This is a genomic window from uncultured Turicimonas sp. (assembly GCF_902477955.1).
Taxonomy (GTDB): domain Bacteria; phylum Pseudomonadota; class Gammaproteobacteria; order Burkholderiales; family Burkholderiaceae_F; genus Turicimonas.
On the sequence record NZ_CABSJB010000043.1, the window covers coordinates 1 to 20,963 of the forward strand.

15 protein-coding genes and 1 pseudogene are annotated in these 20,963 nt (G+C 45.2%); 3 read left to right on the forward strand and 13 right to left on the reverse strand.

Annotated elements, in window-relative coordinates; translation table 11 throughout:
• The 6 genes and pseudogenes from RDK53_RS10520 to RDK53_RS10545 all read right to left on the reverse strand — a co-directional run.
• Positions 1-1,102: pseudogene (locus RDK53_RS10520) on the reverse strand (hypothetical protein); the annotation flags it as partial.
• 48 nt (positions 1,103-1,150) lie between these two features.
• On the reverse strand, positions 1,151-1,798 hold the full coding sequence (locus RDK53_RS10525; RefSeq protein ID WP_308514687.1) for an IS607 family transposase: 648 nt from the start codon (positions 1,796-1,798) through the stop codon (positions 1,151-1,153).
• A gap of 21 nt (positions 1,799-1,819) precedes the next feature.
• Entirely contained in the window at positions 1,820-2,218 is a 399-nt protein-coding gene (locus RDK53_RS10530) for a (deoxy)nucleoside triphosphate pyrophosphohydrolase (RefSeq protein ID WP_308514689.1), read from the reverse strand.
• A gap of 1 nt (position 2,219) precedes the next feature.
• The gene (locus RDK53_RS10535) at positions 2,220-5,261 is read right to left on the reverse strand and encodes a DEAD/DEAH box helicase (RefSeq protein WP_308514691.1); all 3,042 of its coding nucleotides are present in this window, start codon (positions 5,259-5,261) and stop codon (positions 2,220-2,222) included.
• A 211-nt stretch (positions 5,262-5,472) separates the two neighbouring features.
• On the reverse strand, positions 5,473-6,144 hold the full coding sequence (locus tag RDK53_RS10540; RefSeq protein WP_308514693.1) for a DUF6198 family protein: 672 nt from the start codon (positions 6,142-6,144) through the stop codon (positions 5,473-5,475).
• 331 nt (positions 6,145-6,475) lie between these two features.
• The gene (locus RDK53_RS10545) at positions 6,476-7,441 is read right to left on the reverse strand and encodes a LysR family transcriptional regulator (protein WP_308514695.1); all 966 of its coding nucleotides are present in this window, start codon (positions 7,439-7,441) and stop codon (positions 6,476-6,478) included.
• Positions 7,442-7,589: 148 nt separating this feature from the next.
• Here RDK53_RS10545 and RDK53_RS10550 point away from each other — a divergent pair, with 148 nt between their 5' ends.
• Complete coding sequence (locus RDK53_RS10550; RefSeq protein WP_277029890.1) at positions 7,590-9,170, forward strand: FAD-dependent oxidoreductase; 1,581 nt, start codon at positions 7,590-7,592, stop codon at positions 9,168-9,170.
• A gap of 52 nt (positions 9,171-9,222) precedes the next feature.
• Positions 9,223-9,564 (forward strand): cytochrome c3 family protein, encoded by a 342-nt coding sequence (locus tag RDK53_RS10555; RefSeq protein ID WP_308514698.1) that lies wholly within the window; start codon positions 9,223-9,225, stop codon positions 9,562-9,564.
• Between the two features lie 67 nt (positions 9,565-9,631).
• On the opposite strand, the gene RDK53_RS10560 is transcribed toward RDK53_RS10555, so the two are convergent.
• From RDK53_RS10560 to RDK53_RS10570, 3 genes are all read right to left on the reverse strand, one after another.
• Positions 9,632-10,849 (reverse strand): MFS transporter, encoded by a 1,218-nt coding sequence (locus tag RDK53_RS10560; protein ID WP_308514700.1) that lies wholly within the window; start codon positions 10,847-10,849, stop codon positions 9,632-9,634.
• A gap of 129 nt (positions 10,850-10,978) precedes the next feature.
• Positions 10,979-11,935 carry a phosphatidate cytidylyltransferase gene (locus tag RDK53_RS10565; RefSeq protein ID WP_236578555.1) on the reverse strand — a complete coding sequence of 319 codons (957 nt, stop codon included), beginning with the start codon at positions 11,933-11,935 and terminating at the stop codon, positions 10,979-10,981.
• A gap of 3 nt (positions 11,936-11,938) precedes the next feature.
• Positions 11,939-12,553 carry a 1-acyl-sn-glycerol-3-phosphate acyltransferase gene (locus RDK53_RS10570; RefSeq protein ID WP_302944631.1) on the reverse strand — a complete coding sequence of 205 codons (615 nt, stop codon included), beginning with the start codon at positions 12,551-12,553 and terminating at the stop codon, positions 11,939-11,941.
• A 413-nt stretch (positions 12,554-12,966) separates the two neighbouring features.
• On the opposite strand from RDK53_RS10570, the gene aroG reads away from it, so the two are divergent.
• Entirely contained in the window at positions 12,967-14,028 is a 1,062-nt protein-coding gene (aroG, locus tag RDK53_RS10575; RefSeq protein WP_308514705.1) for a 3-deoxy-7-phosphoheptulonate synthase AroG, read from the forward strand.
• Between the two features lie 51 nt (positions 14,029-14,079).
• Here the strand turns inward: aroG and RDK53_RS10580 are convergent, their stop codons facing one another.
• The 4 genes from RDK53_RS10580 to RDK53_RS10595 are packed head-to-tail and all read right to left on the reverse strand — an operon-like array spanning position 14,080 to position 20,513.
• Positions 14,080-14,688 (reverse strand): TetR/AcrR family transcriptional regulator, encoded by a 609-nt coding sequence (locus RDK53_RS10580; RefSeq protein ID WP_308514707.1) that lies wholly within the window; start codon positions 14,686-14,688, stop codon positions 14,080-14,082.
• Positions 14,685-16,166: an efflux transporter outer membrane subunit gene (locus RDK53_RS10585; RefSeq protein WP_308514709.1), complete on the reverse strand. Its 1,482-nt coding sequence runs from the start codon at positions 16,164-16,166 to the stop codon at positions 14,685-14,687. The genes RDK53_RS10580 and RDK53_RS10585 overlap by 4 nt, the downstream gene beginning before the upstream one ends.
• 3 nt (positions 16,167-16,169) lie before the next feature.
• Positions 16,170-19,328 carry an efflux RND transporter permease subunit gene (locus RDK53_RS10590; protein ID WP_308514712.1) on the reverse strand — a complete coding sequence of 1,053 codons (3,159 nt, stop codon included), beginning with the start codon at positions 19,326-19,328 and terminating at the stop codon, positions 16,170-16,172.
• Between the two features lie 15 nt (positions 19,329-19,343).
• Positions 19,344-20,513, reverse strand: a complete 1,170-nt coding sequence (locus RDK53_RS10595) for an efflux RND transporter periplasmic adaptor subunit (RefSeq protein ID WP_308514714.1) — start codon at positions 20,511-20,513, stop codon at positions 19,344-19,346.
• Positions 20,514-20,963 lie beyond the last annotated feature (450 nt).

Below are 20,963 nucleotides of genomic sequence, written 5' to 3' on the forward strand. Positions count from 1 at the left end.
CTAACTCTCGGGCTTTGGCCCAAAGTTTATTTCTCTTCTGGCCTTTATCTTTGCAATAGTCTGAAAACCGGGTAAGTTTCTCTCCGAACTTTTGACCGACAAACGCTCCGTTGCTTAAAGCTGCGACTTCCGTATAACCGGTATCCAAGCCTACAATCTCTCCTTCAGTCCTTTCCGGTTTGCATAAAGCCTCACGGCAGACTCTCAGTTCGTAAACGTCAAGTTTTTTAATGAGCTGAATGGTTCCTCTGAGCGCCCCTTTGCCTAGGATACGCAATGCAATCGGCGGCCGCTTCTTAGCCCCATCTGCATAGGACGTCAGCCTTAACTCATTCCGGTCTTTAGAGTTTAGTCGCCAGCAACCGCTGTCAAAATCTGCTCTGTTGGAAGTAAGACGGCAATGAGGAAGCCTTATCTTTCTGCGGACTTTCTTGATTGCGCAATAGACCCGTTTGGCAACGGCATACCTTTTAACATTTTCAATGTCTTTCTTCAGCTTCTCAAAGGCTAAGAGCCGCTTCTGGTATCTTTCTTCTGCATCCGTTTCTTTTGGATTGAGCTTAGGAGGCTGAGGATATGGAACTTTTCCTTGAGAAGCCATATAAAACTGCTGCTCAGTCTCTCTTAGAATCCAATTGATATAGATGAGTGTTTTAGGCTCGTTGGAATATCGGCCGAAAAATCTTCCCCATTGTCTTTTTAATTCTGCTTTTACAGTCTGCCAATAAGTTCGAAGTCCTTGGCTGGCCTCGTCTAAGCACAGTTTCCAATGACGGGCCTGCAGGTGAGGTCCTTCTGAGCTCTGCTGAGAACGCAAAAACTTCAAAAGTTCTGCTTGAGCTCGTTTCCCTTGCGCTTTGAGCTCTTCAAGCAAAGTTTCGAACTTCGGCTGCGGAAGATTTAGGCAATAAACAATTTCATCTCTAAAGGCGCGCCAGTTCCAAACTTTTTGTCTGAGCTCGTGAGTGCAGAAAGCCATTTGGAACTTCTGCAATGTTCTACCGTAAAGCTCACATAACAAATCCAACTCCGCCTGAGTCTCAGGAGGAATCGGTGCGAACAATCGCGTTACTGTTAATGGTAAAGAATTTACGGTCTTCATCCCCCCACTTTACACGAACCAGGGGGTTCTTGTCGGTAAGGAATTCATCTAATTGCCAGTCGGCACAGAATTCGGTTGCGTTTGTTCTAGAGCCCGTCGATTCTTCCAGCTTCTTTTGCCATAAAGACGAGCCGAGAACACAGTCATCAGCGTAATTACATCCTTAACCAGTTCCGTTTCAAAGGCTTCGCCTTCCGGGTCATCAAGAATCCTAACAGATACATTAAATTGCTTGCACCAGTTAAAAACGAGTTCTTTCCCGAAAGGCAAAAGACGATCTGCATACGTCAAAGTAAGAGAGCTCACAGTACCGCTCCAGATAGCCTCCAAAAGCTTCTTCAATCCCGGCTTTTTGCAGTTTAATCCGGAGCCGAGATCAGAGATAACTTCATCGCAGCCACTGTCTTTAAGGCGTTGAATTTGGGACTGAAGGTCAGATTTTTGATCGTGGCTGGAGACTCGGGCATATCCGATACTGCGGCGTTCCTCCTTTTTTATTAAATGAGAGAAAGAGCAAGAAGCAAAACGACGATGGTTCCCGACAGTTCGGAGAGTCTCAGTCCGTTTACCGGAACGGCACCAGCGGCGGATGGTTGCTGAGGTAACACCTAATTTAGCTGCTAATTCTCCTACCGAAAGGAGAGAAAAATCTAGACGCTTCTTCTGAAAAGGTGGGTATTGTCCTTGTTTGTACAAGATTACACAACAATTTCGTGGCTAGTTTTTAACCCCTAATACCTTTTTCAGTTCCGCTACAACCTCTACGTCTGCGGGCAACCAATCGACTGTATCTAACTCTCTTTTGTCCAGCCATTTTGCCGCTTCATGTTCAGTGAGAACTATTTCTCCTGAAACAATCCTAGAAAGGAAGCAGTGCATTGTTAAATGAAAATTCGGATAGTCGTACTCAACTGTTGTAATAAGTTTTTCTGGCTCAATTTCAACTTCCAGCTCCTCACGAATTTCTCTAACGATAGCGGCTTCCGGAGACTCACCTTTTTCCATTTTTCCGCCCGGGAACTCCCAGCCGTCTTTAAAGTCACCATACCCACGTTGTGTCGCCAAAATTTTATGATCTTTGTGGATAATGGCTGCCACTACTTCTATTGTTTTCACTCTATTCCCCGCATAAATAATCGTATATATCGTTACGAACTGGTGTATCTAAAACATACTGAATTTCAAAGGCGTTTTCCATCTTAGAAGGATCTGCTCCACTTGGGACCTTTACTGGTTCAGGCATTCCCTCCGCCTTCATCTCCCCCAAGAAATAAAAGCTTTTTGCTTCGCTGTCATTTTTGTTTTTTCTAACAAACAAATAGATCTTATTCTCTTCATTTTCAGGAGATTGTTTATAAATCCGTTTTGCGTCATCTGAATCAACTGAGCGTTTTGTCTTTGAAAGGGCAATAAGGTTTTTCTCCGACTCGAATCTGTCTTCATAAGCAATGGCATCCTCAGCCTTGTGATAGTTGACAAAAACAGGCAAAGTCTTGGTTGTCTCATCGTACTTATACCCTCCAATATTTTGAGCCGGAGGATTCTTAGGCCAGTTCAGTAGACGGCACACATCTTCATAAGAATATTTCTCGTACAAACATAAGGAGGTGTCCTTGTATCTTTTACTAAACCTGTCCTCGTAACGTTGAGTCATGAAGTCTAATAAATCCTCCAAACAGTCTCTAAACCCAGGTCCGTTATTCTCTAGTTCTTCCTTTAGTTGATTGGATGCTCGGAAATCACCCGACTCTGTGCGCGTTACAAAAACAACGTCTCCGGCTCCTTTCTTTTCTATTTCATTTCTGAAAAAATTAGCAGATAGGTTATTGAAAACACTCTTTAAAAGAAGAGGAGAAGGATTAAGCTTCAATTCGTTTTGCAGAATGCTTTCAAAATCTTCTTTGAGTACCCCGTTTGGATTCTGCAACGCCAGCCTTAATAAAACACATTCCTCAATACGTTTGGCCGCGCCTAGTTTTGATGAGAGATATCGGATCATACTTTCAGCTCGCGGGGTTAGCCGAACTTGGTAGGAATCTTCATTTTCCTTTAGGAATCCATAGTAAGACCGGTATTTAGGATTCATAAAGAACTTTACCGGATCAATTCCATTGTGATCTTTGTACTCGGTCAGTCGTGGAATTCGTCCCAATTTATTCTTCAGAATTCGATACGACTCTTTCAGCAAAGCCGCATCGTTGGTTCTTGCTGTGTCGATTGAATCTAGTATGCGTTGCTTTACGACTGTCTGAAATTCTATCGTCGAGGCCCCGGGTATAGTTCGTGTTCCTAGACCTACTACTTTTCGCATGACATCTTTATCATAAGAATTGTCACCGGAAAGGGCTACAGGGATTAAGTAATTGTTTTGATAGTTAGCAATAAAATCGAGGACAACCAAAAACTCCTTATCCTCGGCTTTTCTTAGTCCCCTGCCCAACTGTTGAACGAAAATAATAGGGCTTTCTGTTGGTCTCAAAAAAATAACTTGATTGATTTCTGGGACATCAATACCTTCATTAAAGATATCTACAGAAAAAATATAATCTAGTCTCCCTTCCCCTTCTCCGTGAGATAGTTTTTCGACGCATTCTAGCCTCTTCTCCATTGAATCTTTTCCAGAGAGAGCGACCGTCTTAAACCCCTTCTTATTAAATTTCTCCGAAAAAGCCGCACATTCCTCAATAGTCCTGCAAAATACAAGTCCTTTGACCCGATCTCCAGCATGTCCATAAACTTCAGCTTGTTTAATAACGTGATCTACTCTCTGGTCAAATTCAACACAACTAAAATCTTTCAATTTATCGGACTTCAGTGAGTCAATTTCCAGATCTGCAATACCGTAGTATCGGAAGGGTACCAACAGATCTTCCTCTAAGGCACCCTGCAGTCGGATTTCGTAAGCAATGTTATTGTCGAAAATCTTATAGATATCTTTTCCGTCCGGCCTGTCCGGGCTTGCAGTCATTCCAAGCCAGAAATCTGGCTGTAAATGAGCCATAATTTTGGAGTAACTATCAGCGCCTGCTCGATGAACCTCATCGATAACAACTAAATCAAATTTCTTCGGATTAATTCCCTCCAACACTTCGGCTTTGGATAGGGTCTGCATAGTTCCGAAAACTAAATCTTTGTCTATTTCAAAGGAATGACCTGAGACCAAGCCATACGATAGATTCTTTGTTCCAATTACCCGCTCAAAGCTTTTCTTTGCTTGAATTGCAATCTGCTCTCGGTGAACAATGAATAGAATTTTTTTAGGCGCTTTCAGAACTTTCGAACTTTCATCTTCCTTCTTTGTTCGCAAGTTCATGAGATGCCTAACTGCTAAAGCTGCTGCATAAGTCTTTCCTGTCCCCGTGGCTGAGATTAACAATGCCTTAGTTTGGCCAGATAGATAAAGCTCAGTCACATTCTTAATAAAGACCTTTTGCATAGAGTTTGGTTCTATCCGAATCGCCTTCACCGTCTCCTGTTGCGTCGCCACAATTCTATTTTGTTTGAATCTTTTCCTCGCAGCTCTCCACTCAACTTCGTAATCATCAATCACTTCTTTCAAAGGAAAACTATTCGGATGCTCCCATAGATACTCGAATTCCGTTTTAATTTTTTTGGGAAGCTGACCAGTTTTATGAGATACGAGCCTGATATTCCACTCGAAATTTGTGGTCAAAGCATTCTGTGTAAGGTTTGAACTGCCAATGATGAAACGACATTCATCACCCCGAGTGAACATAAAACCTTTCGTATGGAAGCCTACAGCATCTTCACAGCGGTAAAGTTTGATTTGAAGCTCCGGAAAATACTTTTCAATTTGCCTGAGTGCACGAGGATCAGTAAAGAGGTTATAGTCCGTGGTTAATAGCCTTCCTTTTACTTTATCTTTGCGCCCCTCCCCATACACATCATCCTTCAACGTTTGTTTCAGCAGGCTCAAACCTCCTTGGGTTATAAAAGCCACACTCATGTCAAAAGAGTCACAGTCCTTTAGCTCGTCCAATAACTCCGGCAATACTTTTATGTATTCACCTTTCTCTCCTACTGAATTACAGAGCAAATCTGCACGCAGATGAGGATCTGAGTCGGATACATTAGCGTCGATAAACGAGGTTAGTAAACTTCTTTCTAAAGATTTCTGTGTGTCTGTTATGGACTGCATATTGAAAAGAGACCGGATAGATCTTCTAAGTTTGTTCTTGTTTCCTCTTATAACTGAGAGGACACCGCTTGGATCTTATCAACCTATCCTGCCACAAAACAACTCTGGAAGGTATAACGCAAAATGAGTTAGAGGACTTAATTGAGCTTGAAGTTTCTGAAGAGCAACCATCCTTCTGGAAAGTCCTTAAATTCAATTCAAAAAACAGTCCCTATTCATTTCTCATTGAACTTGTAGAAGTTAGAAGTCTTTCTCTCAAGAAAGTCTGCACTGTCGGCTTTACTAGACCCACAGCAGTTCCGACACCAAGTGCGCTGATTAAGGTTCCTTCGCGCACACCTTGTAGTTCCGAAAAGAAATAGAAAGATAGTCCGACACTAAGGGCAACAAACAGCCAGTCAGCCGAAACCTTTACCTTTGCATAAGTAGAGTTAAAACGTTGGGCTAGAGCTAACATAAAGCCATCGGGCGCTGTCACCGAAACATTTGCCGTAAATTGAAAACACAACCCAATAGCCAAAATACAAATCCCAAGGCAAAGCGCCAAAATACGTTCGTAATATGCCGTCAAAGAAAAAGATGAATAGCAGAAGAGAGCGGCATCACAAAGGACGCCAAAGAATACGGCCGTCGGAAATTGCCATAAAGCTTTCAACTTAAAATCCGACTTCAAAATTACTTTCTGTAAAGCCAACAAAATAATTTGCTCTGCGGCAACACAGGTCCCGAAAGTAAACGGTAAATAAAGAGAAACTACGTAAGGTACCGACATGACCGGGCTGACGCCCAATTCACTTTTGACAATAAGTCCCACGCCAAAAGCTGCAATAGACAGTCCTAACAAAAACGCGACAAGTCTTTTTTGTGTATGCGCATCTAGCACGGAACTCCCCCTCTATTGCCATGTGAAATTTATTTGCCGGCTAGAAAGATTTTTGGTGAGGCTTCCAAATTCGCTGTTATTAAGAAGCTATGCGATTACGTTGCTCCGCATATCAAGCAAAATCTTTTCTTGATGCCCCAATTTCATATCAAAACAAGAACTGCCGTCACTAAAGGAACAAGACAATGAGTTTGGGACGGCAAGCCGAGACCTTCAATCTTTTCTATTTGGCTGAAAATATGCTAGGTACTTAGGCCGCCTAAGTCAATGAGAGAGAATCCTGAGTATCTTTCTCATTCACTTAATTCTTGTTGTAAAAGGCCAATCTTTCTTAATGCCGATAGCCTTGAGAATTAACCAATTTCTGTACTCTTTTCGTATCCGCCTTTCCCCATTCGGCAAAAATCTTCCGCAGCCAAATACAGCCTGCATCCTGATGCGCCCTCTCACCCCAAATTAAAGAATTCCAAATATTGGGTTCCGCAATTTCCGAAGGTAATGGTAAGAATTCCAGATCATTTGCCTTGACCGCAATTTCTGCTGCTCTATATCCGCAGATGGAAATCAAATCGGTCTTCTCAAGAGCCTCCCAAACGACATTAAATCGAGTCGTGGTTAGTCGCGTTCTTTCTCTAAATTTTTCGAATGGAAATATACTTTGATCGGGGCCAGGCCAATGATTATGACGTCCCGTAGAAATGCTGGCGCGGTCATACATCTGAAGATCGTATGTCTTTAATGGACGGCCTAGCCTAGATAGCGGATGACCTTTCCGAAATAGAACTACTCGCTCAATTGGGTACAGATCCAAATAATGGATATCAGGCGGTAAGCCAACCCGGGTCACAATAGCAAAATCCACATTCCCTGACAGAACTTGTTCAAATTCATTGTCGTGGTGAGCTAGGTGAATACTTGCGAATGGTGCCTGCTGAAGAAAAGTCGGAACAATTCCTCCGATAATTCTTGACACCTCAGCCATCATGCAGCTAATTCGAAAACATCTTCGACATTTCTCCGGTGAGAACCCTTCCGGATTAAGCCCTTGCATCCTTTCTAATATATCCTGAATAACGGGTTTGATTTTGGAAAAGTATTCCGTTGCCACCAATCCGTCTTTGACATTGAGGAAACAAGAGTCTCCTAGGATTTCTCGAATTCTCTTCAGCGTACGTGATGCCGTTGAAGGAGAAAGATTCATTGCCTCTCCGGCTTTTGTTATGCCGCCTGCCCGTTCAAGAGCCATTAAAAATTGAAGATCGCCAAGCGTCAGTTGTTCTAAGTTTTTCACGCCCATAAAAATCGCCTTTTGAGGTTAAAAAGGACTCGATTGCATTATTTGCATAGATATCTTTGCAGTATTTACATGATCATTTTACCACCCGTTACTTTTACAATGTCACTCAGAGGTTGAGAAAAAACCCAATCATTCCAAGGAGTTAACTATGTTAAGAAGACATTTCGTTTCTGTTGCTATTGCTTCCGCTTTTGCAACTACATTTTCACTTCCTGCTTTCGCTACACAATATTTAGAAACTGACCTGGTTATCGTCGGTGGTGGTCTCGCTGGTTTAGCAGCTGCTCAACATGCCGTTGACGTAGGCGTCAAACCAATCGTTCTTGAAAAAGAACCGGCTCTTGGCGGCGCAGGTAACTTCCCTGAAGGTTCTTTAGGTGTCGGCACTCGCTATCAAAAAGAACATGGCATCAAGACAACTGTTGACCAAGTTTTGACAGCTGCTTTGCAATTCCACCACTACAGAGCCGACCCACATGTCCTCCGCGTTTTGATTGAAGAATCCGGTAAAACAATTGACTGGGTCATGGACAAAGGCGCTGAAATGCGCGGTATCCGTACCATGTACTCTCCTGAAGAATCTTTGATGACATGGCACTTGTTCAAAGGCGGCGCAGCAGGAATCGTTCAGCGCTTCGCTAAGGAAGTCAGAGCAAAAGGCGGCACAATCCTGACAGAAACTCCTGTTAAGAAACTTCTTGTCGAAAACGGCAAAGTAGTAGGCGTTGAAGCAGTTGACGCCGAAGGCGATAAAGTTATCGTCAAGGCCAAGAAAGTTATCCTCGCAACAGGCGGCTTCGAATCCAACAAAGAAATGTTGGCTAAGTACGTTAACGATTCTTCCGCTCTCGGTATGTTTGAACCGGTATGGTACAGAGGCCCGGTTACCGACGGTAAGAACGGCGACGGCCGTACAGGCGACGGCATCCAGATGGCTCAGATGGTTGGCGCAGGTGTAAAAGGCATGCACGCTATCGCCGGTAACGCCCCTTACCTCCCTGACCTTCCTCCGATTAACCAATTCATGGGTGCGGACGAACTCAAACAAGGCCGCTGCGCACTTGCTCAGCCATGGCTTTGGGTTGACCAGCACGGCAACCGCTTCTTTAACGAATCCCGCGGCTCCGTCTTCGTAGACGTATATAACGCCATGACAACAGCCGGCGGTGTAATGTACAACATCATCGACCAGCAGAAATACGACCAATTGGTTAACAAGGGAGCTCTTCTTCCGTTCAACGCTATCGTTTTGGCCGGTGTTCCTCTGAAAGCTCTCCCGAAGACCTATGAAATCGGTCAGCAGAGAGGCTGGGCCTTCAAGGGTGACACCATCGAAGATTTGGCAACAAAGATCGGTGTTCCTCCGCAAAATCTCCGCGCCACAATGGAAAAAGTTAACGAATACGCTAAGGCCGGTAAAGATCCTGAATTCGGACGTCTGCCTGAACATTTGGCAACATTCGATATGCAGAAAGGTCCTTACTACGCTCTGAAAGGTATCCGTGCATTCTTCTTAACCCTCGGCGGCGTTACAGTTACTCCGAAGTTCGAAGCAACTAACCCGCAAGGCGACGTGATTGCTAACCTTTACGTAGTTGGCCAGGATATCGGCGGTCTGTATGACTCTTCTTATGACTTGAAGTGCGAAGGTTCTGCTTCTTCCTTCGCAATGACCAGCGGTCGCGTCGGTGCAGCCAACGCTATCCAAGCCATCAAAGAAGGTAAGTAACCTTAATCAACAATAGGAACCGGCCCTGAAAGGGCCGGTCATGAGAATCCCCATGAAATATCTGCCTTTTCTCATAGCTGGCCTTTTTTGCATGAGCTCCGCTGTATTGGCTGCTCCTTCACAATTCAAGCATCAAGCAAGAAATGTTAACTGCGAAGCTTGCCACAACACAGCCGCTCCGGTTTCAGCCGCTAAATCTAAGAGCTGCATGAAGTGCCACAATTACGAAGCTGTCGCAGCTAAGACAGCAAAGATGAATCCGAATCCTCATGATTCCCATGCCGGACAGCTCAGATGCACTTTATGTCACAAAGAACATTCTGAAAGCGTTGTCTACTGCAGAGAATGCCATAAGAACAAAGACGATCAAAGATTCAATTTCAAGACTCCTTGAGATTCTTGCATAGTTGAGCAGTAGATTGGGCCGAGCGAATTGTTCGGCCCTTTTTTTGCTTATTCTCTTAGGCCTTTTTAGCCTGCGTATTCGGATCGATATCCGGAACAAAGAGCAAGTAAAGTGCCGCGGCAATCGTGACACCGGACACAATCCAGAAGCCGGTTTGGAACTCTCCTAAATGATGCCCTAAAAAACCGAAGGCCATCGGAACGAAAATAGCACCTACAAAGGAGAAGAAATCCACACCGCCTGTAGCCTCAGCAACTTTTCCTTCCGGAGCTGCTTTGGCAACTTGTGCAAAGAATACACCGCTCCAGCCTAAGGAATTTATTCCCAGTATGAAGGAAATGGCTAACACAAGCCACTGAGCCCAGCCTGAAGTAACAAAGCTCAAAAGGATAGTGAATGCTCCCATCAAAATACCGCAATAGGCCAGAGCTTTCCGCGAAGAATGAAGCTTGTTGGCGGCTTGGCCCCAGAATAGTCTTCCCACAATAGCACCGAAGTTGCTCACAGCTAAGGCAATACCCCCGAAAACCAATGAGAACTTCATGTCTGACAGGAACACGACCATGTAGGCTAAAACCGACATCTGCAGGCCTTTGTAGATGATGCTGAGTACGGATAAACGCAGAAGCAAAGGAGTCTGCAGGACTAATTTCATACTGTCGGCTAAATGAGATAGAGTTATCGGCTCATCTTTGAATTGGTAACTGGCATCTTGGCTCTTGCGGATAGCCATGCTCCAAATAACGGTTATGGCGCACAATACAGCGACAAAAGACAGACCCACTCGCCATCCGTACCGAACGGTTAAAAATGGAATTACTAAACCGGATAAAGCCATTCCTACCGGACCTGCACATTGCTTGATGGAAAAGACGGTGTTGTACTGGCCTTTTTCCAACTGACGGCTCAGCATGGTGTTGATGGCCGGCATTAAAGGACCTTTAGCCAGGCCTAAAACAAAGGCGGAAAAGATGACGCAGACTTCCCATGGAACCATGCACAGAAGCAGGGAAATAATGGCAACTGTCAATGCAATCATACAAATATGGGCCGGACCGTAACGCCGGATGAAGTTTCCTCCGGTTAACGACGAAATGCACGCACCTACATACAAAAAGCCAATGTATAAGCCGGCAAAGGTGCTGTTTGCATTAAGAGACTTTGCAATCTCCGGTGCAATACTTGCCACTGCGGTACCCATCAAAGACGAGACCAGTTGGATACCCATGGCAGCTAAAAAAGCCTGAATTCCAAGTCTTGTTAGCCCAAGCATGTTTCCTCCGTATCATGGAAACCACTATAAATGGGCTGAGGGTTCTACCCCTCGATTTTTTAATCAATTCAGGCAGAAAAAACTCTTCGGGATTTCTCGGGCGAAGAGTTTTTCTGAAAATACAACTAATTAATTGAAGAATAGTAAAAGTGCGTGGTAATAGACGGGGGCTGCAAAGAACAGCATTTCAAGTCTGTCCAAAGTTCCTCTGGTAAGGAGCATAGTGTTATCCAAACGCTTTGCGCCGAGTGAACGCTTAACGGAGGACATCACCAAGCCTCCCAAGGTACCCGATACGATAATCAATAAAGACATCAGAGGGGCTTGCCAAGCTCTGAAAGGAGTCATCCAGAAAAGAGCAGACCCAATGGCTAATGCACCGATACTGCCAAGAATAATGCCCTTGTAAGTCTTATTCGGATTACTGAAACTCGGTCTTCCTCCGAAAATTGCTGAAGCCAGAATCTGGAACAGATCAGCAAAATATAAAACCATTAAAAAGTAAAGAAGAACAAACAATCCGCTCGAGTGATAGCGCTGTAAGTCAATTGAAGCGATAGCAGGGGCATGGCTGACGCAGAAAATACAGAGCATGATGCCCCATTGGACTTTGGCTACGCGCTCTAAGAAACGATCCGTATCTTTACTCAATACCATCACTACCGGCAGAGCTAAGAAGAGATAAACCGGAATAAAGAGCGTAAACAGGTTGTAGTAGTTCAGCCAGACCAAGATATATTGGACCGGAATAGCAACGTAGAACGCTAGGATAAGAATTGAATGATCGTGGCGCCGTGTTGGTGTCAGTGCGATAAACTCGCGCAAGGAAAAGAAAGAGGCAATAGCAAAAATAAAGACCAGAGCGCCTTGGCCGAGATAGACAGCAACGGCAAAAACAAAAATCAATCCCCAAGCGGCACGAATGCGAGAGTTGATAATTCGGTTTCTGTTAATGGCTAAATCCGTCGTGGACTTGGAAGAGAGCCACTGACCGATAAAAGTACCAATCGCTGTCAAAACCACTAAAACAGCTAAAATCGTGAAATAGGCTTCACTCGTTGAAAAACCCCATCTCATTTCATTCATTTTTTATAGCTCCCTAGCGAGTTTGATGATGGAGGCTCTAGCCTTTTCTAAGAATTCTTCTTTTCCTTCGTCTGGCGAATGCGGAAGCGGCGCCCCGAAACGCACTGAACACATGGTCGGAACCGGAAGAAGCGCACCTTTCGGCATCGATCGATGGAGGTTTTCGAGATAAACCGGAATTAACTCAACTTCCGGAAATTCTGTCATAAGTCTCCATAAACCGCTCTTAAAAGGTCCGGGGAGAGCTTGAGGCGTACGAGTTCCTTCCGGGAAAATAATCAGAGAACTGCCCTCTCGGAGCGCTTGTCTCATCGGATCCATCGGATCGGAATTCTCCGTCCTTTTTCTATCTACCAAAACCACATTCAGCTCGTCGACCGCAATTCTTTTGCGGATGCCAGACTGCCAGTAATCTTTTGCGGCTACCGGTCTTGTCTTGGTTCTAAGTTCTTTAGGAAGAGCGGACCAAATAACAATAGTATCCAAATGACTGGTGTGATTAGCAAAGTAAATCCTCTGCTTTCTTTCAGGTGCGCATCCTACCCACTGAGGATAGGCGCCGACCAATAGTTTGGTCATCCAAACCATTGGAGTCATGAATTGAAATAGATGCTTCAAGATTAAACTTCCTAAAACTTAGTTGTAAGTCGAATTATGCCTTTTTCTGCACGGAAATTGACTAAAAATGATTCAATACCATTATGGATCTTCAATTTTTTGGTGAACATTTGAACTATAGGTAGTTATTCGGATGTACTCAGTCCTATTAGGACTTTCCTTACCAGTCCTGATTCAAATTCAAATTGTTCTGAGTTTTTTGAAATTCTCAGTTATTTTGAGATAAATTACTCTTACACGTTATGGTGAGATAAATAATGTTTGCAGCTTCTTTCAATTTTTATTTCTTTTATTTTCCGGCCTCGGCGGGAGAATAGACTGCAACCTCCATAAGCACAAAATTCACAACCGCCGGCAAAAAACCGGCGGTTTAATTTTTTGGATTTCAATTTTTATAAAACATGAGGCAACCAATGAGCTACGCAACCGATGACCTTCGAATTAAAGAAATTAGAGAATTAACTCCGCCCTCCCATTTAATCCGAGAGTTCCCTTGTGAACAACTTGCATCTGAAACCGTACATCACGCACGTCTGAATGCTCACAAGATTATTTATGGAGAAGATGATCGTCTTCTTTTAATCGTCGGTCCCTGCTCAATTCACGATCCTAAGGCTGCTCTTGAATATGCAGAAAGGCTCGTAGAACTCAAAAAGAAATACGCCAATGATCTCGAAATCATCATGCGTGTGTACTTCGAAAAACCTCGAACCAGCCTCGGTTGGAAAGGCTTGATCAATGATCCGGGCTTGGATCACAGCTTCAGAATTAATCAGGGCCTGAGAATAGCTCGAGAACTCCTTCTCAATATCAATGAACTTGGCATTCCTGCCGGTACCGAGTATCTCGATATGATTACACCGCAGTACATTGCCGACCTCATTTCATGGGGAGCTATCGGCGCCAGAACCACTGAAAGCCAAGTCCACCGTGAATTAGCCAGTGGCCTGTCTTGTCCTGTGGGATTCAAGAACGGAACCGACGGCAACGTAAAAATTGCCATTGATGCCGTCAAAGCTGCTGAACATGAACACGTGTTCTTATCGGTTACCAAAGGCGGTCACTCTGCCATCGTCGTTACCGGCGGGAACGAAGATGCACACGTCATTTTACGTGGTGGAAAGACTCCGAATTATGATGAAGCAAGCGTGGAAGAATGCTGCAAAAAACTTGAAGAAGCCGGGATGCCTGCCTCCGTCATGATCGATGCGAGCCATTCAAACAGCGAGAAGAAATACAAAAAACAATTGGATGTTATTGAGAACATCTGCGGACAGTTAGAAAAAGGAAGCCGCAAAATCATGGGCGTCATGATTGAATCCAATCTTGTGGAAGGCAATCAGCCCTTAGAAGGCAATCCTAACCTCACCTACGGTCAATCCATTACCGACGGATGTATTGGTTGGGAAGATACAGTCAAGGCAATTGATAAACTTGCTAAGGCAGTAAGAGCAAGACGCGATTGGCTTAGGTAGCACCAATGACAAGAGGCGGTAAAACCGCCTCTTCCTTATTGAAAACCTCTTCTATTTCTTTGCAGGAACTTCAATATCCTTCATGTGATCGACCGGATGTTTTCGTGCAAGAAAACTGTCAGCCTTACCCAAGAGTTCCTTAAGCAGCTCTTTGTTCTCGTATGGAGAAAACAAAGAACGAACCGCCAAACCTGCATACAGAGCGTTCAATAGTTCTAAGCGAACTTTATGTTCTTCGTCATTCGGATCAACATGGTAGTACTCATAAAGTAGCTCTCTGAACTTCTTCTGATGCTTCTGGAAATGCTCCATCAGCTTGGCATCTCGGGTAGCTTCCGTAATTAAAGTCAGCATCAGAGCTGCTCTTTCCGGTTTTAAGAGATTGTCCAAGCACTCATCTTTATCAATTGAACGTTCTTCAAACATGCTGTTTTTAAGCGTATCGAAGATCTCTTGATTCATTCTCTCCTGCACGGCCATAGCCAAATCGGCTTTGTTTTTATAAAAGTTATAAATGTGGGGAGGACTGACCTCAGCTTTCTTCGCAATATCGCTCATGCTGGCCGCATGGAAGCCCTTCTCCAAGAAAATCTCTTGAGCGGCCTCCAGCAGTCGATGCCGCTTGATTTCCATTCGGCGCGGATAACGGTGAGTTGTCATTCGACCTTCTCCGTCACGACTGCACCTTGAGTGGAAGCTAACGTCTGAGAAGCCGCAGGCTCGGCAGAGGTTGATTTTATGCTCCCGCCTCCGAGTACTTTGTACAAAGTCACGTTAGAAGAAAGACGGTTCTGCTCGGCCACAATGTAGTTAGTTTGGGCCGCAACCATTTGTCTTTGGCTCTCTAAAACTGTCAGGAAGCCGTCCAGTCCGTTTTTATAACGGCTATAAGACAAGTTATATGCTCTCTGAGTGGCATCGACTAAGGCCCGCAGAGCGGAACATTGACGAGTCATTGTTCCTTCAGCAGCCAACGTATTGGCAACTTCGGCAAAGGCGCTCTGAATAGTTTTTTCATACTGAGCCACCTTAGCTTTCTGCTCGGCTTCGGCTTGTCTTAACTGAGAAATATTGGCTCCGCCGGTAAAGATCGGAAGAGTAATACCGGGAGCAAAACTCCATAAGCCGGATCCCCCGCTGAACAAGTCATTCAGATGCTGAGACCCGGTACCGATTCCGGCAGTCAAAGTAATGCGCGGGAAGAAATTGGCTCTGGCAGCGCCGATGTTAGCGTTAGCGGCTTTTAAGCTATTTTCTGCAGCACGGATATCCGGTCTGTTGAGCAGAACCTCACTGGATAAGCCTTTCGGAGCAATGGCACCGTAAGTGCTCGGATCCTCTAGTTTTTCCGGTTCAAGAGATTCGGGAACTTTGCTTCCTACAAGCAATTCAAGATTGTTTCTGGCCTGAGCCAAAGATCTTTGATACTGAACAACTGCTGCACGTGCTGTTTCTACTGTGGTTCTTGCCTGTTCTACATCAAGCAGAGAACGCGCTCCGAGGCGATAGCTGTCGGAAATAAGCTTGAAACTGTTCTGTTGGCTCTTAAGCGTAATTTCCTGGAGGCGAAGCAGTTCTTTTTGTGCTCCGACATTAATCCAAGCATTCGCCACTTCTGCAATCAAGGAATTTTGAGTGCCGTATTGAGCTTCTTCCGTTGCCAAGTAGTTCTGCAAAGCCGCTTCTGTCAGACTTCTGACACGGCCGAACAAATCAATTTCCCAAGAAGTTGAAGCAAGGGTTGCTCGATACGTGTGAGAGGTATAACCATGCCCTGTCGGGGCCATGGTGTCCGGAGTATGAGAACCGGTTGGACTGAAGTCAGCTCCCGCATTCGGCATCAGGTTCGCACGCTGAATTCCGTACGCAGCTCTGGCTTTCTCAACGTTGAGAATGGCAATACGCAAATCTCTGTTGTTTGTCAGCGCCGTGTTGATAACCTCTCTAAGCTTTGTATTCGTAAAGAAGGTATCCCATGTGGGCAGCGGAGCAGTACTGAAGGCTAAATCTTCATAGGCAGCCCCTTGGGGGAAGGTAGGGGCTACCGGAGATTCCGGTCTTTCGTAGACCGGTGCCATCGTGCATCCGGTCGCAATCAACACGGAAATGACTAATGGAGTTAACTTTAAAAAATTCATCTTCTACTTCTCCTCTGAATGGGAGGCCTGAGTTGAGGGTTGCTGCGCAGGAGCGCTATGTTTCTTTTTCTTGTCACCGAAGATCTTAACAATAAGAACGTAGAACATCGGAACAAAGAAGATACACAGGAAAGTACCGGTGACCATACCTCCTAACACGCCGACGCCGATGGCATTCTGTGCACCGGAACCGGCGCCGGTAGCTTTAGCCAAAGGAAGAACACCCAACCCGAAGGCAAGAGATGTCATCAAAATCGGACGAATTCTTAAACGGACGGCTTCACTGGCAGCATGCAGAATATCTTCTCCCTGCTCATGCAATGCTTTAGCAAATTCCACAATAAGAATGGCATTCTTACTAACAAGACCGATCGTTGTTAAAAGACCGACTTTAAAGTAAATGTCGTTATGCATGCCGAAAGCACCGGTAAGTCCCAACGCACCGATAACACCCAGAGGAACAACCATAATCACGGCAACCGGAATTGACCAGCTTTCATAAAGAGCGGCCAAGCACAAGAACACGATCAGAACGGACAAAGCATAAAGAGCGCCAGTCTGGGTGTCGGCTGCCTTCTCTTGATAAGAAATACCGTTCCATGCAATACCGTAACCGTATGGGAGGGTCTGAACAATTCTTTCAATTTCTTCCATAGCCTGACCGGTTGTATAACCCGGAGCCGGAGAACCCTGAATATTGACGGCACCTAAACCATTGAAACGTTCCAGGCGCGGAGAACCGTATTTCCAGCTGGTGCTGACAAAAGATGAGAACGGCACCATTTCTCCCTTGTTATTCTTAACGTACCAGCGGTTAATGTCTTCAGGAAGTTGGCGGAAAGGTGCATCACCCTGCACGTAAACTTTCTTAATTCTGCCTTTATCGTAGAAGTCATTAACGTAGGAAGAACCCCATGCGGTAGACAAAGCATCATTAATAGCTTCAACTGAAACACCGAGGGCAGCTGCTTTCTTAAAGTCAATGTCGACTTTAAGCTGAGGCATGTCTTCTTGGCCGTTTGGACGAACGTTATAGAGGACAGGACTTTGACGAGCTGCCGCCAAGAGTTGGTTTCTGGCTTCGGTCAGTTTTTCATGTCCGGCGCCGGCCAAATCCTGCAGGAATACGTCAAAACCGTCAGCCATACCAAGTTCGGGAACCGGCGGGAGAGCGAAGCCGAAGACCATGGCGTCTTTCCAGCTCATAAGGATTCTGTTGGCTCTCATCGCAATGTTTTGTGCCTTTTGGTCAAGATTGGGTCTTTCTTTCCAATCTTTGAGCTTCACGAAAGCCATAGCGGTATTTTGACCCGTCCCGGACAAACTGAAACCTGTAACGGCCATTACACTCTGTACATTGTCCTTTTCAGTTTTCATGAAGTATTCCTGCATTCTTTGAATCACAGGAAGAGTGGTCTCTTGGGTCGCTCCGGCCGGCAGTGTTACCTGAACCATCAAGGAACCTTGGTCTTCATCCGGCATGAAAGCGGTCGGAACCTTGGTAAATCCGAATACCATCACCGCAATCAAAAGGCCGTAGATAACCATGAATCTGGCCCATCTCGGAGTCATGTAATCAACAGCTTTAGTAGCCCCGTCGGCACCTTTGTTGAACATTCTGTTAAACCAACCGAAGAAACCTCGTTGGGCTTTTTCTTTGTGAACCGGTTTAAGAATGGTTGCGCACAATGCCGGAGTCAAGGTTAAAGCAACTAAGACGGACAAGCCCATAGCTGCCACGATAGTGACGGAGAACTGACGGTAAATTACGCCTGTAGAACCGCCGAAGAACGCCATCGGAATAAATACGGCGGAAAGCACCATAGCGATACCGACCAAAGCGCCGGTGATCTGTCCCATAGACTTCTCGGTTGCATCATGCGGCGAAAGCTTTTCTTCGTGCATCACGCGTTCTACGTTTTCAACCACCACAATCGCATCGTCAACGAGCAAGCCGATAGCCAAAACCATGGCAAACATTGTCAGCATGTTGATGGAGTAGCCGAGGACACCGAGAATGCCGAATGTACCCAAAACCACAACCGGCACGGCAATTGTAGGAATTAAAGTGGCACGTAAGTTCTGGAGGAAGAGGTACATGACCAATACCACCAAAACAATAGCTTCCATTAATGTCTGGACTACGCCCTGGATGGAAATCTTAACGAACGGTGTTGTGTCGAAAGGAATAACGTACTCATAGTCTTCCGGGAAGTACTGTGAAAGTTCGTCCATCTTCTTGTTGACTAAATCAGAAGTCAATAAGGCATTGGAACCGGAAGCTAGTTTAATAGCCATGGCCGCAGCGGGTTTGCCGTTATAGAAACCCGTAGCCATATAGTTTTCCGGTCCTTTCTCAATTCTTGCTACGTCCTTTAGGTATACCTGGGCACCGGAGTCAGTGGTCTTTAAGAAAATTCCTTCGAAGTCCTGAATGGTTTCAAGCAAAGAACTGGAGGTAATCGTAGCGTTGAGTTCGGTACCTTTAACTGCAGGCAGACCGCCAACCTGACCTGAAGATACCTGAACGTTTTGGGCCTGAATAGCTGCCTTAACTTCAGCCGGAGTCAATCCATACTGGTGAAGTTTTTCCGGATTCAGCCAAATACGCATCGCAAAAGCAGAACCGAAGATCTGTACTTCACCGACACCCTCAACACGGCTAAGAGGTTCCTGAACGTTAGAAACCAGGTAGTCACCGAGTTCGGCCTCATTGATCTTTCCGGACTTGGAAGTCAGAGCGACCACTTTCAAGAAGCTGGCGGTTGTCTTCATAACCGTCACGCCGAGTCTTTGAACAACTTCAGGGAGAGAAGACTGGGCTTGCGATAAACGGTTTTGAACCTGAACTTGAGCCATATCCGGATCTGTGCCGGCTTCAAATGTCAGCGTAATGGAAATGCGTCCGCTGGATTCACTGGTCGAGCTCATGTAAAGATAACCGTCTAACCCGGTCATCTTTTGTTCAATAATCTGAACGACGGTATCTTCAATTGTCTTAGCAGACGCACCCGGATAAGTGGCAGAGATATTGACCTGCGGAGGAGCAATCTGCGGATATTGAGAAATTGGAAGATTAAGAATGGACAAGGCGCCTGCAAGCATGATCACAATAGCGATCACCCAAGCAAAAATTGGCCTATTAATAAAAAACTTTGCCATCAGAACCCTCTGCTTTTACTTAGAAGTAGCGGTTTTTTGAGAGAGCGGAGGAACGATATCGACGGGTACCCCCGGACGGATTCTTTGGAATCCTTCGATAATGACTTTGTCACCCGGTTTTAATCCGCTTTCGACAACCCAGTTGGAACCTGCTGTTTCAGTTGTATCGATAACCTTTTGTGCAACTACGCCGTTCTCAACAACTAATACATAAGGCGCACCGTCTGTTCTACGCAGAACGGCTTTCTGAGGAACTAGAATTGCATTCTCGCGCACACCTTGCGGAAGCTCTGCCCTTACAAACATTCCGGGGAGAAGCAATCCGTCCGGATTCGGGAATTCTGCTCTTAATGTCAATGTTCCCGTTCCTTGATCCACGGAAACTTCAGACAATGTCAAAGAGCCCGGAAGACTGTACTTTGTACCGTCTTCGAGAATAAGCTGGATCGGAATTTCGCCCTTAGTAGCTTTGATTTTTCCTTCAGCAAGTTCTTTCTTAAGTTTTAACAAGTCACCGCTTGCCTGATTAACGTCAACATAGATTGGGTCCAATGTCTGAACGACTACCATGTTGTTGGCCTGATATCCGGAAAGCAAAGCACCGGGAGTCACTAAGGAGCGGCCGGCCTTTCCGTCAATCGGAGAACGAATGGTTGTGTAATCTAAGTTGATTTGAGCTGTCTTCAGCTGAGCTTTAGCAGCCTGAACAGCAGCTTGTGCTTGTTTTACTGCAGCTTGTGCATCGTCGTTTTGCTGCTTGCTGACAGCTTCCGTCTTAACGAGCTGAGCATAACGTTTTGCGGTCAGCTGACTTTGATATAAGACAGATTCTGCTCTAGCAAGCTCAGCCTTAGCACTGGCAACTTGTGCTTCATAAACCGCCGGATCGATTTGGTAAAGAGGCTGTCCTTCTTTCACCTCTGCACCTTCATCAAAGAGGCGTTTCTGAAGAATTCCGCCCACTTGGGGTCTTACCTCTGCCACCATATAGGGTGCGGTACGGCCCTGCAGGGTTGTAATCATAACCTGTGAGGTCGGTTCAATATCAATCACAGAAACTTGCGGCTTTCTTGTTTGTCCGCCGGCAGCAGGTCCCTGAGCTTTATCAGAACATGCACTCAAAGAGATCAGTGCCAAAATTGCAATAAGAGTCTTTGTTTTTGTTAACTGCTTAAGAAAAAGCATTTCGCCCTCAGTCTAACTATCAAGAATAGGTGTGAGTTTACAATTTTCTGAATGAACATTCATTCAGAAACAGAATGCTTATTTTAAGTATTTCTACCTAGGAGATTACAAGTCTTGGGTTGGCATTCGACCAAGTTGACACTTTTCCTAGTGTGACACTAACTGAATGATAATTAACGTATAAAGCGCCACTTCCCCCGCCGTAAAAAGTGGGGAATTTGTTTTCAAACTAAATAATTTTTTGAAACACTTTTTACACCTTTCCTTTTTGCACTTCTTACACTCAGCGCTTTGGAAGACCTAGAAGAAAGAGGAAAAACGGAGAACAACAAGCGTACAAAAGAAAAGAGCGGTAAAAGCCGCCCAAAACAAAAGGGAGCCTGCGCTCCCTTTTGCCTGAATTCCCGTTAATCTAGGTGCATATTTAACAATTTCTTGCTTATTCTTACT